17 protein-coding genes are annotated in these 16,663 nt (G+C 59.8%); 9 read left to right on the top strand and 8 right to left on the bottom strand.

Annotation, left to right across the window (positions count from 1 at the left end; genetic code table 11):
- Nucleotides 1-252: 252 nt before the first annotated feature.
- From AKG12_RS16940 to hspQ, 4 genes are all read left to right on the top strand, one after another.
- The gene (locus tag AKG12_RS16940) at nt 253-591 is read left to right on the top strand and encodes a P-II family nitrogen regulator (protein ID WP_003508042.1); all 339 of its coding nucleotides are present in this window, start codon (nt 253-255) and stop codon (nt 589-591) included.
- A 72-nt stretch (nt 592-663) separates the two neighbouring features.
- Nucleotides 664-2,073 carry a type I glutamate--ammonia ligase gene (gene glnA, locus AKG12_RS16935; protein ID WP_046798285.1) on the top strand — a complete coding sequence of 470 codons (1,410 nt, stop codon included), beginning with the start codon at nt 664-666 and terminating at the stop codon, nt 2,071-2,073.
- A gap of 97 nt (nt 2,074-2,170) precedes the next feature.
- Complete coding sequence (locus AKG12_RS16930; protein ID WP_052819741.1) at nt 2,171-3,091, top strand: DMT family transporter; 921 nt, start codon at nt 2,171-2,173, stop codon at nt 3,089-3,091.
- Between the two features lie 90 nt (nt 3,092-3,181).
- On the top strand, nt 3,182-3,511 hold the full coding sequence (hspQ, locus tag AKG12_RS16925; RefSeq protein ID WP_046798283.1) for a heat shock protein HspQ: 330 nt from the start codon (nt 3,182-3,184) through the stop codon (nt 3,509-3,511).
- Nucleotides 3,512-3,601: 90 nt separating this feature from the next.
- Here the strand turns inward: hspQ and AKG12_RS16920 are convergent, their stop codons facing one another.
- Both AKG12_RS16920 and AKG12_RS30300 read right to left on the bottom strand, forming a co-directional pair.
- Nucleotides 3,602-4,258, bottom strand: coding sequence for an invasion associated locus B family protein (locus tag AKG12_RS16920; RefSeq protein ID WP_046798282.1), 657 nt, complete (start codon nt 4,256-4,258; stop codon nt 3,602-3,604).
- A 133-nt stretch (nt 4,259-4,391) separates the two neighbouring features.
- Nucleotides 4,392-4,544, bottom strand: a complete 153-nt coding sequence (locus AKG12_RS30300) for a hypothetical protein (protein WP_156316070.1) — start codon at nt 4,542-4,544, stop codon at nt 4,392-4,394.
- A gap of 56 nt (nt 4,545-4,600) precedes the next feature.
- Here AKG12_RS30300 and AKG12_RS16915 point away from each other — a divergent pair, with 56 nt between their 5' ends.
- The 3 genes from AKG12_RS16915 to AKG12_RS16905 are packed head-to-tail and all read left to right on the top strand — an operon-like array spanning nt 4,601 to nt 8,138.
- Complete coding sequence (locus AKG12_RS16915; protein WP_052819740.1) at nt 4,601-6,448, top strand: extracellular solute-binding protein; 1,848 nt, start codon at nt 4,601-4,603, stop codon at nt 6,446-6,448.
- Between the two features lie 27 nt (nt 6,449-6,475).
- Nucleotides 6,476-7,144 (top strand): DsbA family oxidoreductase, encoded by a 669-nt coding sequence (locus tag AKG12_RS16910; RefSeq protein WP_046798280.1) that lies wholly within the window; start codon nt 6,476-6,478, stop codon nt 7,142-7,144.
- Nucleotides 7,145-7,196: 52 nt separating this feature from the next.
- Entirely contained in the window at nt 7,197-8,138 is a 942-nt protein-coding gene (locus AKG12_RS16905; RefSeq protein ID WP_052819739.1) for a DMT family transporter, read from the top strand.
- Nucleotides 8,139-8,182: 44 nt separating this feature from the next.
- On the opposite strand, the gene AKG12_RS16900 is transcribed toward AKG12_RS16905, so the two are convergent.
- From AKG12_RS16900 to AKG12_RS16890, 3 genes are all read right to left on the bottom strand, one after another.
- Nucleotides 8,183-8,521 carry a hypothetical protein gene (locus AKG12_RS16900; protein WP_052819738.1) on the bottom strand — a complete coding sequence of 113 codons (339 nt, stop codon included), beginning with the start codon at nt 8,519-8,521 and terminating at the stop codon, nt 8,183-8,185.
- A 395-nt stretch (nt 8,522-8,916) separates the two neighbouring features.
- Nucleotides 8,917-12,414 (bottom strand): transcription-repair coupling factor, encoded by a 3,498-nt coding sequence (gene mfd, locus AKG12_RS16895; RefSeq protein ID WP_046798277.1) that lies wholly within the window; start codon nt 12,412-12,414, stop codon nt 8,917-8,919.
- Nucleotides 12,415-12,417: 3 nt separating this feature from the next.
- Nucleotides 12,418-12,729 (bottom strand): succinate dehydrogenase assembly factor 2, encoded by a 312-nt coding sequence (locus tag AKG12_RS16890; RefSeq protein ID WP_046798276.1) that lies wholly within the window; start codon nt 12,727-12,729, stop codon nt 12,418-12,420.
- 189 nt (nt 12,730-12,918) lie between these two features.
- Between AKG12_RS16890 and recG the strand changes: the two genes are divergently transcribed.
- A complete protein-coding gene (recG, locus tag AKG12_RS16885; protein WP_052819737.1) occupies nt 12,919-15,024 on the top strand; it encodes an ATP-dependent DNA helicase RecG in 2,106 nt (701 codons plus the stop codon).
- A gap of 14 nt (nt 15,025-15,038) precedes the next feature.
- Complete coding sequence (locus AKG12_RS16880; RefSeq protein WP_052819736.1) at nt 15,039-15,311, top strand: hypothetical protein; 273 nt, start codon at nt 15,039-15,041, stop codon at nt 15,309-15,311.
- A gap of 25 nt (nt 15,312-15,336) precedes the next feature.
- Here AKG12_RS16880 and AKG12_RS16875 read toward each other — a convergent pair whose 3' ends face one another.
- The 3 genes from AKG12_RS16875 to AKG12_RS16865 form a co-directional block, all read right to left on the bottom strand.
- Nucleotides 15,337-15,627, bottom strand: a complete 291-nt coding sequence (locus AKG12_RS16875) for a type II toxin-antitoxin system RelE/ParE family toxin (protein WP_052819735.1) — start codon at nt 15,625-15,627, stop codon at nt 15,337-15,339.
- The gene (locus AKG12_RS16870; protein ID WP_052819734.1) at nt 15,624-15,869 is read right to left on the bottom strand and encodes a CopG family ribbon-helix-helix protein; all 246 of its coding nucleotides are present in this window, start codon (nt 15,867-15,869) and stop codon (nt 15,624-15,626) included. The genes AKG12_RS16875 and AKG12_RS16870 overlap by 4 nt, the downstream gene beginning before the upstream one ends.
- A 117-nt stretch (nt 15,870-15,986) precedes the next feature.
- On the bottom strand, nt 15,987-16,655 hold the full coding sequence (locus AKG12_RS16865) for a DUF502 domain-containing protein (protein ID WP_046798272.1): 669 nt from the start codon (nt 16,653-16,655) through the stop codon (nt 15,987-15,989).
- Between the last annotated feature and the right edge of the window lie 8 nt (nt 16,656-16,663).

Below are 16,663 nucleotides of genomic sequence, written 5' to 3'. Positions count from 1 at the left end.
AACACCCGTGCCGAAACTCAAAATATAAGAGATTACTAAAATAATACAAATCAATAGAAATGCGGATGGATTTTTGGGATTTCCGAGAGAAATTCGCCGGAAACCCGCCAAAAGCGAATGCATTTTGTCCCGGAAAGCCGACCGGGCGAAGTTTTTTCTTCAAGCCCGCTTCCGATCTGGCACAATACGTGCATTCTTGTGGCAGAGCGGGAAGAACCTGCTTTAACGGGAGAAGCGGAGAGATATTTTCTCATGAAAAAGATCGAAGCGATCATTAAGCCTTTCAAGCTCGATGAAGTGAAGGAAGCCCTTCAGGAAGTCGGACTTCAGGGAATCACGGTCACGGAAGCAAAAGGCTTTGGTCGTCAGAAGGGCCACACGGAACTTTACCGCGGTGCGGAGTACGTTGTGGACTTTTTGCCGAAAGTGAAAGTCGAAGTCGTATTGGCGGACGAGAATGCGGAAGCCGTCATTGAGGCGATCCGCAATGCGGCCCAGACCGGACGTATCGGCGACGGAAAGATTTTCGTTTCCAATATCGAGGAAGTCATCCGCATCCGTACCGGTGAAACAGGCGTGGACGCCATATAATCAAGAAGGTCCCGGGCCGGGGAGGCTCAGGCTTTTCACCTCGTCATCATCACACTCAAGGAAAACGTTTAAATGACGACCGCAAACGATATCTTGAAGCAGATCAAGGATAACGACATCAAGTTCGTGGACCTGCGCTTTACCGACCCCAAGGGCAAGCTGCAGCACGTCACCATGGATATTGTCTGTGTGGACGAAGACATGTTCGCCGATGGCGTCATGTTCGACGGCTCCTCGATCGCCGGCTGGAAGGCCATCAACGAGTCCGACATGGTGCTGATGCCCGATCCGGCCACCGCCCATATCGACCCGTTCTTCGCCCAGTCCACCCTGGTCGTCCTTTGCGACATTCTCGACCCGGTCTCGGGCGAAGCCTATAACCGCGACCCGCGCGGCACCGCCAAGAAGGCCGAAGCCTACCTCAAGGCATCTGGCATCGGCGACACCGTCTTCGTCGGCCCCGAGCCTGAATTCTTCGTCTTCGACGACGTGAAGTACAAGGCCGACCCTTACAACACCGGCTTCAAGCTGGATTCGTCCGAACTGCCGTCCAACGACGACACGGATTATGAAACCGGCAACCTCGGCCACCGTCCGCGCGTCAAGGGCGGTTATTTCCCGGTTCCGCCGATCGACAGCCTGCAGGACATGCGCTCCGAAATGCTGACGGTTCTGGCCGAAATGGGCGTCGTCGTCGAAAAGCACCACCACGAAGTGGCTGCCGCGCAGCACGAGCTGGGCGTGAAATTCGACACGCTGGTCTCCAGCGCCGACAAGATGCAGATCTACAAGTACGTCGTGCACCAGGTCGCCAATGCCTATGGCAAGACGGCAACCTTCATGCCGAAGCCGATCTTCGGCGATAACGGCTCTGGCATGCACGTTCACCAGTCGATCTGGAAGGGCGGCAAGCCGACCTTCGCAGGCGACGAATATGCCGGCCTGTCTGAAAACTGCCTCTTCTACATCGGCGGCATCATCAAGCACGCCAAGGCCATCAACGCCTTCACCAACCCGACCACCAACTCCTACAAGCGTCTGGTGCCGGGTTATGAAGCGCCGGTTCTGCTGGCCTATTCCGCCCGCAACCGTTCGGCTTCCTGCCGTATTCCCTTCGGCTCCAACCCGAAGGCAAAGCGCGTCGAAGTCCGCTTCCCGGACCCGACCCAGAACCCCTATCTCGGTTTTGCGGCCATGCTGATGGCCGGCCTCGACGGCATCAAGAACAAGATCCACCCCGGCAAGCCGATGGACAAGGACCTTTACGACCTTCCTGCCAAGGAACTGAAAAAGATCCCGACCGTCTGCGGCTCGCTGCGCGAAGCGCTCGAAAGCCTCGACAAGGATCGCAAGTTCCTGACCGCCGGCGGCGTGTTCGACGACGACCAGATCGACTCGTTCATCGAGCTGAAGATGCAGGAAGTCATGCGTTTTGAAATGACCCCGCATCCGGTCGAATTCGACATGTACTACTCGGCCTGATCGGCCTATCGAGCGCTCCCCGGGGCGCTCGATTCATCTCGGCGGTTTTCCCCGGAAAGCCGCCGTTTGCTTTTGAAGCCCAGCCATATCGCGAAGAATGTCAAACAAGCCAGCCTCTCAGCAAACCCGCCTCACGGACTGGCTCATCTTTCTGGCTGTGCCGTTCTTTTTCTCCAGCAACGTCATTTTCGGCCGCGGCGTCGTCGGTGAGGTCTCACCCTTCATCGCCGCCTTCATCCGCTGGATCGGATCGACCCTCATCATCGCGCCGTTCATGATCGCCGACTGGCGCAACTGCCTGGCTTTCCTGCGCCACAAAACGCTGCTGTGGCTCGTACTCGGCATTCTCGGCATGGGCATCTGCGGCGGCGTGGTCTATTGGGGCCTGACCATGACGACGGCTGCCAACGGCACGCTGATCTACACGACATCGTCGCTGTTCATCATCCTGTTCCAGCGCATCTTTCAGGGCCGTCGCATCAGAAAGCTCGAAGTGGCGGGCATGATCATCGCCTTTGCCGGCGTGGCGGCCATCGTGCTCAAGGGCGATATGTCCGCTCTCTGGCACATGAATTTCAACATCGGCGATTTCGCGATCCTCACGGCAGCCATCGCCTTTGCGATCTATTCGCTGCTGCTGCGCGACCCGGCGGCCCGGCAGATGGCCTCCTTCAGCCTCTTCGGCCTGATTGCGCTTTCCGGCGCGCTGGTGCTTCTGCCGCCAGCGGCCCTCGAACTGGCGCAGGGCGGCATGCTGCCCGCCACACCGATGGCCTGGGCGAAGATTGGCGGCATCATTCTTTTCGCCTCGCTGCTCGCCTTTTATTGCTTCACCCATACGGTGCGCGTTTTCGGCCCGGCAACGGCCGGCATCACGCTTTATATGATGCCGCCGGTCTCGATCATCATGGCAACGTTTTTCCTTGGGGAGAGCTTCGAGACCTATCACGCCATCGGCATCGTGCTGGTCACCGGCGGCGTGGTCATCGCCACCGCGCCAATCGGCCGAAGGGCCTGAACGGCGGACGGCAATATGGGCGGGATACCCCCTAGCCCTTGATATTTCGCATTCCGCCCCCAACTATTAGTGGGAAAGGAAGTTCATGCCATGAAACAAAGAGACGCAAAATTCACGCTTGGCGAGATCGTCCGCCACAAGGTGTTTCCGTTCCGCGGCGTGGTCATCGACGTGGACCCGGAATATGCCAATACCGAGGAATGGTGGAACGCCATTCCCGCCGATATCAGGCCGGATCGCGACCAGCCCTTCTATCATCTTCTGGCGGAGAACGAGGAGACGGAATATGTCGCCTATGTTTCCGAGCAGAACCTCGTCCACGACGAAAACGAGACGCCGCTTAGAAATCCCAATATCGGCCGCATCTTTGACAAGGCGCCGAATGGTGAATGGCGTCCGAAGATGTCGACGGCGCATTGACGCAAGTCTGAAATCCCTACCCCTCCCAGGGCATAAAAAAACCGGTCTGTCGCCAGACCGGTTTTATTATTCTTGACGCTGGTGCAGCGATCAGGGCTTCGGCGCGGTCTTGGCGGCGTCCTGAGCGGCTTCCAGCTTCTTGCGGGCCTCTTCTGCCTTCTTCTGCATGCCTTCCTGCAGGCTGCGCTGGCTTTCGGCCAGCTGCGACTGAGTGATGGCAGCACCATCATAAGCACCGGTGAAACCGGTCAGCGCGATCTTGATGGGGTTCGGCGCGCGGCGGAAGTTGATGGAGGTGAAGACCACCTCGCTACCCTTCTTCAGGGAAGCGATCATGGCGTCCGTCAGCGGAACTTCAGCCGTGCACTTGTCGGGAAGGCAAACGGCGTAATCGAGCTTCTGGCCCTTGCCGCCGTCGATCTGCATCATCACGCCCGGAGGAATGAGACGCGCGGTCGGAACGGAAACCTGCAGCAGCTTGCGGTTGACCTTGCCTTCGACGGTGATGAGGCCGACAGCGGTGATCATCTGGCCGTTCTGGGCGAGAACCACGTTCTGCACGACGCAGACATCGTTGTCTTCCTGCTTGGAGCAGGTCTTGAACCAGCCGAGCGGCGGAGCGCCGGCGCCCTGAGCGGCGGGAGCAGCATCCTGTGCCTGCGAGATGGCCGGAGCGGACACTGCGCCGAGAGAAAGGACCAGAGCGGACAGAGCCGTCCGGGTGAATGTGTTTGCCTTTTGCATCATAAGAGTTCCGTCTCCTGAATGTCTGCCAGAACAGAACCGCTAAGGTCCTGTTCGCCGATGGCGGTATCCTTCTGCCCGTTCAACTGTCGTTTAAATGAGGCAAATGCGTGACCCGTCTCTTCCGGCCACCCTGTTACATGCCGATCGCGGCGATATCCAGCACTTCTTTAACTTTTTCTTGAGGTGGGCCAAGATTTCCCGCCCGCGCATGGGTCCAGCCATGGGCCTGTGCTACATATTTGCCAGAATCATAACGAAAACCAATCATAACGAAAAAACCAATCATGACGATAAACCGATCATCATGACAAATCGGACGGACAGTTGAGACAGGATAATAACATGCGCAACCTTGCGGCCCTCATCCCCGCATTGTTTCTTTTGGGTTCATCCCTGCTTCCCGCCGGGAGCGCCCAGGCGCAGCCGCTTCACGGCATTTCCATGCACGGCACACCGGCGCTGCCGGCGGACTTCCGGCACTTCCCTTACGTCAATCCGGACGTTAAAAAAGGCGGCCGCATCTCCTATGGCGTCGTCGGCACCTTCGACAGCCTCAACCCCTTCGTTCTCAAGGGAATGCGCACCACCGCGCGCGGCGTGTGGGACCCGGAATTCGGCAACCTGCTCTACGAACCGCTGATGCAACGTTCCAGCGACGAACCCTTCAGCCTTTATGGCCTGCTGGCCGAAACGGCAGAGTGGGATGAGGAGCGCAGCTTCATCCAGTTCAACATCAATCCGAAGGCGAAATGGTCGGATGGCGAGCCGGTGACGCCCGACGACGTGATCTTCACATTCAATCTCCTGAAGGAGAAAGGCCGCCCCCCCTTCAACAGCCGTCTCGACGGCGTGGCGAAGATGGAAAAAATCGGCGATCACGGCGTGCGTTTCACCTTCAATGAGAAGGCGAACCGCGAAACGCCGCTCATTCTCGCCTCCTCCACCCCCATTTTGCCGAAACATGCAATCGACCCGGAAAAATTCGAACAGGCGGGCCTCGGGCCGGTCGTCGGCTCGGGTCCATACCGAATCAAGACGCTGCGGCCGGGAGAACGAATCACCTGGGAGCGGAACCCGGACTATTGGGGCAAGGATATTCCGAGCAAGGTCGGCTTTGAGAATTACGACGAGATAACCGTCACCTATTTCCTTCAGGTCACCACCATGTTCGAGGCCTTCAAGAAGGGCGATATCGACATTTACCCCGAAGGCGACGCCATCAATGGCACCTCCGATACCTCGCATTGGGGGCAGGCTTATAATTTCCCCGCTGTTCATCGCGGCGATATCGTCAAGGATGTGTTCCAGCCGCGGCTGCCTTCAGGCATGTTCGGCCTGGTGTTCAACACCCGCCGCGCCGTCTTTGCCGATGAAAAGGTGCGCGAGGGACTGTCCTATGTGCTCGATTTCGAGTGGATGAACAGGAACATTCTCGGTGGCGCGTTCAAGCGCACGCAGAGCTACTGGCAGAATTCGCCGCTCGGCGCCTTCGGCAATGCCGCTGATGCGCGCGAACTTGCACTGCTGGGCGATGCGGCGAAAACCATGCCGTCGGAGCTTTTGGCGGGAACCTATGCCATGCCCACCACCGACGGCACGGGTGCGGACCGCAAGGTGCTGAAACTGGCCGTCGATAAGCTGAAAGAGGCCGGATACAGCATCAAGAACGGCAGGATGTCCGACGCCAATGGCCGTCAGCTCGCCTTCGAGATCATGACGCAGAACCCGGCGCAGGAGCGCATAGCGCTTGCCTATCAGCGCTCCCTCAACCTGATCGGCGTCGCCATGGGCATCCGCTCGGTTGATGACGGCCAATATCAGGCCCGCTCAAACAGCTTCGATTATGACATGATCATCCGCTCCCTGCCCTCCTCGCTTTCGCCGGGGGCGGAGCAGCTCAACCGCTGGAGTTCGCTCTCGCGGGATGCGCAGGGCAGCTTCAACTATGCGGGGGCCGCTAATCCCGATATAGACCGGATGATCGAGGCCCTGCTGCAGGCCCGTTCGACGGAAGATTTCCAGGCAGCCGTGCGCGGTTACGACCGCCTGCTGGTTGCCGGTCACTACGTCATTCCGCTCTATTACATCGGTGCGCAGTGGATCGCCCGCTGGAAATATATCGACCGCCCGGATATCACCCCGATATCAGGCAATCAGAAACAGACCTGGTGGGATGCGCGGGCGCAATAACCGGTCCAGACAAGGGAAGATAAAACCATGGAACGCATCGTTATCGACGTCGTATCGGATATGGTCTGCCCCTGGTGTTATCTTGGCAAGGCAAGGCTCGATCTTGCCATTGCCGAGGTGCAGGACGAGATCAGCGTCGACGTGAACTGGCGTCCATATCGCCTCAATCCAGACTATCCGCCTGAGGGCGTCGACCAGAAAGCCGCTCTCGAGGAAAAGCTCGGCAAGGAGCGTCTGGAGCAGGCGCATGCCAGCCTGGTGCAGCTCGGCAAGGAAGTCGGCATCCACTATGATTTCGATGCGATCAAGATCGGCCCGAATACACTCGACGCACACCGCCTGTCGCTCTGGGCCCATTCGGAAGGCCGCGACATTCAGGAAAAGATCGTCACCGGTCTGTTCAAGGCAAATTTCGAGGAAGGTCGCAATATCGGCGATCACGCCGTGCTGACCGATATAGCCGAAAAGGCCGGCATGGACGCCAAGGTCGTGGCGCGGCTCCTGGCATCCGACGCGGACAAGGATACGGTTGTCGCTGAAATTGATGCGGCGCAACAAATGGGCGTTGCAGGCGTGCCGTTTTTCATCCTCGACCAGAAATATGCCATCAGCGGCGCGCAAACGCCTGATGTATTGATTGCTGCACTGCGGGATATTGCAAAAATCAAGACGGACGAGCATAAGTCGATGAACTGACGGTCGAACCACCGGCAGCTTACCCTAACCGATAAACTGTTGGTGTTTTCCCGTGTCGGACCAGACCCTGAAAGGCATTCTGCTTGCCTTTGCCGCCTTCGCTGCCTACGCATGGAGCGACGCGAGCGTTAAACTCATAGAAGGCCAGATTTCGCCGATCGAATCGGCCTTCTTCGGCGCCGTCTTCGGCCTCACCGCCCTGCCCTTCATCCGCAAGCGCAACGACCGCTGGGCGGATGTCATCAAGACGACGAACCGCCCGCTCTGGCTCATCCGCTTTTTTGCCTCCGGCATCGGCGCGGTCGGCAGCGTCACCGCCTTCACGCACCTCTCCATGGCCGAAGCCTTTGCGTTGATCTTCCTGCTTCCTTCCTTCGTCACCATCATGTCGGTGGTATTTTTGAAGGAACAGGTCGGCATCAAGCGCTGGTCGGCAGTCATTATCGGTTTCATCGGCGTGCTGATCATTCTCAGACCAGGTTTCCGCGAGCTGGGCATCGGCCATCTGGGCGCCATCCTCGGTGGCATGAGCGGCGCGCTGTCCATCGTCATCTTCCGCGCCATGGGGCCCTCCGAAAAGAATGTGTCACTGTATGGCGCGGGCGTGCTGGGCTGTCTGGCGATCAGTGGCTTTGCCATGATCCCCACCTTCGTGCCGCCCAGCGGTCAGCAATGGCTGCTTCTGGCCGGTTACGGCCTGTTTGCCGCCGTCGGCAACGTGCTGGTCATGTATGCCGCCCGTTATGCGCCCGCCGCCATGATCGGCCCGACGCAATATAGCCAGATGCTCTGGGCGATCTTCTTCGGATACCTGATCTTCGGTGACCACATCGATGGCTGGATGCTGGTCGGCATCGCCCTCATCGTTGGTTCCGGAATGCTGACGCTCATCCGTGAAAAGCAGCGAAAAGTGCCGATGCCAGCCTCGATCGCGGCCACCGACCAGAACGTCGCAGTCGGCATCACGCCGGAAGAAGCACCGCGACCGCTTTAGTCCCGGCGCGTTCTTCCATAGCTATTATACTGTTGGCAGCGAACTCAGTCGCAGACCCGTGCGCGATACATGTCGCCCCAGCCATTCTGCCGCCAGACGACGTGGCAGCGCGGATAGGCCGGCTGATAGATCACTGGAGGGCCATAAACCGGCGGGCCGTAAAAAGGCTCGCCATAATAAGGGCCGCCATAGGAATGCCGCGCCCCGGCAATGATGGCGCCGCCGATAATTGCTCCGGCGATACCTGCGGCAATGCCGGCGCCGCCATGTCCGTGTCCGAAATGGCCGCGTGCTTCCGCCTGACTGGTGGTGGCAATTGTGGTGCCCGCAATTGTCAAAGCAACCAGACCTGCGGAGACGAACCTGTTCATCCTGGTCCACATTGTCTTGCTCCTTCGTCTTCCCACTCGCGCATCATATTAGGCGCAGTGCAGGAGATGAAAACAAGACTACGCCCGCCGAAGCTACCGGCGCATGTCCGTTTCATTACATCCCGGTAATGTTTGCAGAGCCTTGGGGTGTTGGCTTTGGGGAGGTTGTCGATTGACAGCGGACGAGGCGTGTGGGGCTTACCCCCCTCTGCCCTGCCGGGCATCTCCCCCTCAAGGGGGGAGATCGGCAAGAGGCGCTGCCGTCACTTCATTCTCAAGCGCCGAGATGAGCAAGACCTTGCCGCAGATCGATCTCCCCCCTTGAGGGGGAGATGTCCGGCAGGACAGAGGGGGGGTAAGCCCCACGCACCCTCAATCCGTTGTGAATGCCCGCCGAAGGCTCACATCTAGGACCGCGCCAATTCCGCCAGCTGCGTCATGATCATCGCCGCACCCGCCAGACGCTTTTCCGGCGTCGGCAGATCGCGCGTCAGGAACAGGCTGTGGTCGGGCCGGATTTTCGCCATGGAGCCTTGCTTGCCGATATAGGCGACGAGCGCCGCCGGGTTCGGGAATTCCTTATGACGGAATTGTAGCACCACGCCCTTCGGCCCGGCATCCACCTTCTCGACATTGGCAACGCGGCAGAGCGACTTGATGTAAACGATCTTGAGGAGATGCTGCACCTCTTTCGGCAGCGGGCCGAAACGGTCGATCATTTCCGCGCCGAAACCGTCGATCTCGCTGATATCGGCAAGCTCGCCGAGACGGCGGTAGAGACCCATGCGCAGATGCAGATCCGGCACATAGTCTTCCGGGATCATCACGGAGGTGCCAACAGAGATTTGCGGCGACCAGCCGCTGTCGCGCACCTCTTCGTCACCCTTCACCTCGGCGACAGCTTCTTCCAGCATCTGCTGGTAAAGTTCAAAACCGACTTCCTTGATATGCCCGGACTGTTCCTCGCCAAGCAGATTGCCCGCGCCGCGAATATCCAGATCGTGGCTCGCCAGCTGGAACCCTGCCCCCAGCGTATCCAGCGATTGCAGCACCTTCAGCCGCCGCTCCGCCATCGTCGTCAGCACCTTGTTGACCGGCAGGGTGAACAGCGCAAAGGCGCGCACCTTGGAACGGCCGACACGGCCGCGCAGCTGATAAAGCTGGGCGAGACCGAACATATCGGCGCGATGCACGATCAGCGTGTTGGCGGTCGGCACATCGAGACCGGATTCGACGATGGTGGTCGACAGCAGCACGTCGTATTTGCCGTCATAAAAGGCGTTCATGATATCTTCGAGTTCGCCCGCCGCCATCTGGCCATGCGCAACCGCCACCTTCAGCTCCGGCACATCCGATTGCAGGAAAGCATGAATATCGGCGAGATCGGCAAGGCGCGGGCAGACATAGAAACTCTGGCCGCCGCGATAATGCTCGCGCATCAGCGTTTCGCGGATCACCAGCGGATCGAAGGGTGAAATGAAGGTGCGCACCGCCATGCGGTCCACCGGCGGCGTGGTGATGAGCGAGAGTTCACGCACACCCGTCATGGCCAGTTGCAGCGTGCGCGGAATGGGCGTGGCCGACAGCGTCAGAACGTGGACGTCGCTTTTCAGCTCCTTAAGCCGTTCCTTGTGCTTGACGCCAAAATGCTGCTCCTCATCGATGATGAGCAGGCCGAGATTGGCGAAGCTTATTCCAGCGCCAAGCAGCGCGTGCGTGCCGACGACGATATCCGTCTTGCCGTCTGCCACTTCCTTTTTTGTCAGCGTCAGTTCCTTGGAACCGACAAGCCGCGAAGCCTGCTGCACGCGGATAGGCAATCCGCGAAAACGCTCGGAAAAGGTGCGGAAATGCTGGCGGGACAGCAGCGTGGTCGGCACCACCACCGCCACCTGCACGCCATTCATGGCGGCAAGGAAGGCGGCGCGCAACGCCACTTCGGTCTTGCCGAAACCGACATCGCCGCAGATGAGGCGGTCCATCGGCCGGCCAGCACCGAGATCTTCACGCACCGCCTCGATGGCGTTCAGCTGGTCCTCGGTCTCGTCATAGGGGAAACGGGCGGCAAATTCATCGTAAAGCCCGTCCGGCGCAACCAGCGCCGGCGCGTGGCGCACCAACCGAGCCGCCGCAATGCGGATAAGCTCATCGGCCATGTCGAGCAGGCGCTTCTTGAGCTTGGCCTTGCGCATCTGCCATGCGCCGCCGCCCAGCTTGTCGAGCGTCGCTTCCGCTGCGTCAGAGCCGTAACGGGAAAGAAGATCGATGTTTTCGACCGGCAGGAACAGCTTGGCATCATCGGCATAATGCAGTTCGAGGCAGGCGCGCGGGGCACCCGCTGCCTCGATGGTCTGCAAGCCGACGAAGCGGCCGATACCATGTTCGGCGTGGACGACAAGCGAACCCTCGTCCAGACCCGCCACTTCGGAGATGAAATCCGCGCCGCGCTTGCGGCGCTTGGAGCGCCGCACCATGCGGTCGCCGAGAATATCCTGCTCGCCGATGACGGCCAGCGTTCCGGTCTCGAAGCCGGCTTCAAGGCTCAGCACCGCTGCTGCCGCCTCTCCCTTGCCGAGCTTTTCCACCTCTTTCAGCGATGTTACCGGCTTGATGTTTTCAAGCCCGTGTTCGTTGAGCACCTGCAACAGCCGGTCGAGCGAGCCTTCCGACCAGCCCGTGATCAGCACCTTCCAGCCCTTGGCGCGGCGATCCGCAATATGCTTCACCGCCAGATCGAAAACATTGACCCGCTCTTCGCTCTCGCCTTCGCTTAAAGGCCGCGCCCAGCGCGGGCCGACATGGGCATCGAGCGTCGCGACCGGGCGGCCTTCGCTGTCATGTTCGTTGAAGGGCGTCAGGCGCACCGCGTTGACGCCGGCAAGCATCGCATCGAAGCTCTTGCCGTCGAGATAAAGCTGTCCGGGCGAAACGGGCTTATAGGGCGCGCCCTGCGTCGAACCCTTGGTTTCGCCAGAGGCCCGGCGAGCCTCGTAATAATCAAGCACCAGCTTGGAGCGCTCTTTCGCCGCCTCCTTCGCCGTGTGGTCGGTGACGATACGGAAACCCTTCAAGTAGTCGAAGGCGGTCTCCAGCTGCTCGTAAAACAGCGGCAGCCAGTGCTCCATGCCGGCGTAACGGCGGCCCTCGGACACGGCTTGGTAAAGCGCATCATCGCGGGTCGCAGCGCCAAACAGCGACAGGTAATTCTTGCGGAACCGGCCGATCGTATCCGGCGTGAGCGTCACTTCGCTCATCGGGTTGAGATCAAGCGAACGCGCCTGGGCAATGGTGCGCTGGCTGGCCGGATCGAAAGTGCGGATGCTTTCCAGCGTATCGCCGAAGAAATCGAGCCGCACCGGCTCTTCCGTGCCGGGAACGAAAACATCGAGAATGCCGCCGCGCACGGCAAATTCACCCACTTCGCGCACCGTCGCCACCCGGTCGAAACCGTTGCGCTCCAGCCGCGCGGCAATCTCTTCCATGCGGATCTGGTTGCCGGGCTTGGCCGAAAAGCCGAGGCTTTCGATAATGTCGCGCGGCGCCATCTTCTGCAGCATGGCGTTGACGGTAACAAGCACGATGGCCGGATGCGGTTTCTTCGCATGGCTGATGAGGCCGGAGAGCGCAGCCAACCTGCGCGCCGAAGTGTCGGCGCTCGGTGACACGCGATCATAGGGCAAACAGTCCCAGGCCGGCAGCGTCATGACCGGAATATCCGGCGCGACGAAACCGAGGATCTGTTCGAGATCGGCAACCCGCTGGCCATCCGACATCACGTAAGCCACCGATGTGCCCGCCCGCGCCATATCTGCAAGCAGCAGGGCTTCCATGCCGGAAGGCACATTTCCGATGGTCAGCGGCGTATCTGCCGACGTCACCAGCTTTGCATCGAATCCGGCTATCATGTTTCAGGCTTTCAGGGTTTCGGCTGTGACGAGATCGAAATCGGGACGATAGGAAGCGATCTTCTCAAACAGCGGCGTCTGGAACTTTTCCGGTATGGCAAGCGCGCCCGTCACCATCTTGACGAGGTCGTTATCCTCTTCATCCATGATGATTTCCAGCTCATCGAGCTGGTCTTCGGAAAGTCCGGCAATATTGTCTTCCGCGAATTGCCCGAGCACCAGATCCATCTCGCGAATGCCCCGGTGCCAGCAGCGGTAAAGGATCCGCCGGCGTCTCGGATCGAGGTCGGCACTTGTGCGCACCAGTCCAGTCATCGCATTCACCTTTCGGTTGGCTATTCAACAGGATGTTGACTGCGACCTCCTATAGAACAGGAGGCGAACGCTTGGGAACCGGTTTTTATCGAAATAATGCCGCAGTAGTGAAAATCTGCCGGTGATAACCCGCCTTTGTCCGCCCCCAAGTCTTGCATAACGCGTCCCCTTCCCCGATTTTGCTGACCCATGCGCCCGGCCATTCTCGATCCGCTGTTTGCCTCCGTCTCCACCCTTGCGGGTGTGGGGCCGAAGCTTGCCGATCTTCTTGCCAAGCTCTTGAACCGGGAAAGCGCGGACGACACCCGTGTCATCGATCTTCTGTTCCATGCGCCGTCAAATGTCATCGACCGCCGCAACCGCCCCGGCATTGCGCTGGCGGCCCCCGGCGCCATTGTCACCATTCAGGGACGCGTCGACCGCCACCAGCCACCGCCATCGGGCAACCGTTCCGCACCCTACCGGGTTTTCCTGCATGACGAGACCGGCGAACTGGCGCTGACCTTCTTCCGCGCCAAGGGCGACTGGCTGTCCAAGGCCCTGCCTGTCGATGAAGAGGTTCTCGTCAGTGGCAAGGTGGACTGGTTCAACGGCCGCGCCTCCATGGTGCATCCGGATTTCATGGTGAAGCTTTCCGAGGCCGAGAACCTGCCGCTGGTGGAAGCGGTCTATCCCATGACTGCCGGGCTGTCTGCCAAGGTGCTGCGCAAGGCAATCGAAGGCGGGCTTTCAAAGCTGCCCGCCTTTCCCGAATGGATCGACGAAACGCTCAAAACCCGGCAGGGTTTTGGCGATGTGGCATCGAGCTTCCGCGAGCTGCACGATCCGCGCGACAGCGCCGATATCGAGCCGCAGGCACCGGCGCGCCGGCGGCTTGCCTATGATGAATTCCTCGCCGGGCAATTGTCCTTGGCGCTGGTGCGCCAGCGGCTGCGCAAGGTGGCGGGCCAGCCGATCCGCGCCAAAGGTGACATTGCCGCAAAAATTCTGTCGCAGCTGCCCTTCTCGCTGACGGCAAGCCAGAGCGCTGCGGTGAAGGACATCCTGACCGATATGGCCGGCGAAGACCGTATGCTGCGGCTGCTGCAGGGCGATGTCGGCGCGGGCAAGACGCTGGTGGCGCTGATGGCCATGGCAACGGCGGTGGAGGCTGGTGGACAGGCGGTGCTGATGGCCCCGACCGAAATCCTTGCACGCCAGCACTATGCCACCATCTCCAAACTCGCTCTCGCAGCAGGCATCACCGTCGAAGTGCTGACAGGTCGCACCAAGGGCAAGGAGCGTCGCGAGATCGAGGAGCGCGTCGCCTCCGGCGAAGCGCAGATCGTCATCGGCACGCATGCACTGTTTCAGGACAGCGTCGCTTACAAGAACCTCGTGCTTGCCGTGGTGGATGAACAGCACCGTTTCGGCGTGCACCAGCGCCTGCGCCTCACCGCCAAGGGCATCACGCCGCATATGCTGGTCATGACCGCCACGCCCATTCCGCGCACGCTGGTTCTGGCCGCCTTCGGGGACATGGATGTGTCGAAACTCACAGAAAAACCCGCCGGTCGCAAGCCAATCCAGACCGTTACGATCCCAACCGAACGGATCGGCGATATTGTCGAGCGACTGCGTTCAGCGCTGAAGGATGGCAAGAAGGCCTACTGGATCTGCCCGCTAGTGGAGGAAACGGAAGAATCCGACCTGATGTCGGCGGAAGAGCGCCATGCGGTTCTCTCGCAGATGCTCGGCGCCAATATCGGTCTTATCCATGGCCGCATGAGCGGCCCGGAAAAAGACGCCGCCATGCTCGCTTTCAAGAGCGGTGAAACCCGGCTGCTGGTGGCAACGACGGTGGTGGAAGTCGGCGTCGACGTACCGGATGCGACAATCATGGTCATCGAACACGCCGAACGTTTCGGCCTCGCCCAGCTTCACCAGCTGCGCGGCCGGGTTGGACGCGGCGACGAGGCCTCTACCTGTATCCTGCTCTATAAAGGACCGCTCAGCGAAAATGGCCGCGCCCGGCTTTCCATCCTGCGCGACAGCGAGGACGGCTTCCTGATCGCCGAGGAGGATTTGAAGCTGCGTGGTGAAGGCGAGCTGCTCGGCACCCGCCAGTCCGGCACGCCCGGTTTCCGTATCGCCAGCCTCGAGGCCCATGCCGACCTCTTGGAAATCGCCCGCAAGGACGCAGCCTATGTCATCGAGCGCGATCCCGAACTGACAGGCCCGCGCGGCGAAAGCCTGCGCACCCTGCTCTATCTGCACCGCCGCGACGAAGCGATCCGCTTCCTGCACGCCGGCTGAAAGTTTTGACCTTCATGAACATGATCGACCCACGCCGCCCGCCACCCGCCTTCCGCAAGGGCTACGCGCTGTGTTCGCCGCAGAATATCCTGCAACCCGAGACCTTTGCAAAAAGCCAAAAAAAGGCGATCGGCAAGGCCTTCAAGAAACCCGGCCGCAAGAAAGCGTGGGGCCAAGCGCTGGAGGAAGGCTGGAGCGTGCGGCTGGTCTATATGCGGCTTTTCGTTCCCGTGTTTCACGCCACAACGACGGGCACAGAGGTTGATGATCTGGATGACGAGGATTGACCATGAAGTCTGAGGGACTGTTTGGCTAAAGCGCCGAAGGCCACCGCTGCGATGTGTGGATAATCGTCAAAACTTCGATATCCCGGCCAACGCGATAGGCAACGATGCAGGAAATGTCGGAAAGCACGGCTTCCCGCGTTCCCTTGATCCGCCCCACCCGTCCCATAACAGGCTGATCAAGCACCATATCGACTGCCGAGACAAGGCGGGAAATCACACGGGCCGCAGCGGCTGGATTGTCCGTTTCGATATGCGCACCGATTTCATCGAGCCGTCGCAACGCCCGCAATGTCCATCGAATTTTTCGACCGCTCATGACGACCGCGTAAACCTGACGTATTTTCCGACGATGTTTGCCAGTTCTTCCGGCGTCCCGAACTCGCCGCGATCGGCCTCCGCCAATCCTGCCTCGATCTCGGCAAGCTGCCACTCTTCGCGGGCGACAAAGTCCTCAATCGCCCGCGCCGCCATGTAGGACCGTGAGCGATCGAGCTTTTCTGCCAGCTGATCAAGCTTGACAGCCACCTCGTCCGGCAGGCGTACTGTAAACGCAGTCATGGTTGCAGCCTATTTCGGTTCACTGTGATTATTGGTGAACCACATTGGTTCGTCAACCGCGCGACATTTCACCCCTGAGTGACAATGGAGCAAGGGATCGTATAGGCGCGAATATCATCAAACCGGCGCAATCATCTTCGGCGGCGTGAAATCCGGCGCCACCAGACCGCCTGATATCAGCAGTTTCGCCGCATCTTCCGGCGTCATGTCCAACATCACGATCTTGTCTTTCGGCACGAACAGCAGGAAACCCGCCGTCGGTACCGGGGTCGGCGGCAGGAAGACGGCGACCATCTCCTGGCCCATCTCGTTGAACCGGTGAGCAAGCTCGCCCTTGGCATCAGAGGCAACGAAGACCATCGCCCAGGTGCCGGGGGATGGAAACTCGATCAGGCCGACCTTCTTGAAGGAGTTCGCATGCTCCTTCAGAACGGATTCGAACAGCTGTTTGATGCTCTTGTAAATCGGCCGCACCAGCGGCATGCGGTTGAGGATGGACTCGCCGACGCCGACGATCCATTTGCCGATGAGGTTATTACCGAGAAAACCGATGAGTGTGATGCCAACGACGGCGATCAGCAGCCCGAAGCCGGGGATCGCCACATCGAAATATTGCTCGGGATCATAACGGGCGGGAATATAGGGTTTAACCCAACTATCCGCCCATTGCAGGAAGCTCCACACCAGCCACATGGTGATGGTGACGGGCGCGAGAATGAGAACGCCCGTGAGGAAGCTGTTGCGCAGACGGGCTGCGAAGGATATTTTTACTGGAATTTCAGTCATTTACCGTT

This window comes from Agrobacterium sp. SUL3 (assembly GCF_001263295.1).
In the GTDB taxonomy this organism is placed as follows: domain Bacteria; phylum Pseudomonadota; class Alphaproteobacteria; order Rhizobiales; family Rhizobiaceae; genus Agrobacterium; species Agrobacterium tomkonis.
The sequence above is the reverse complement of the archived record's forward strand: the minus strand, read 5'-3'. Positions and strand labels throughout refer to the sequence as shown.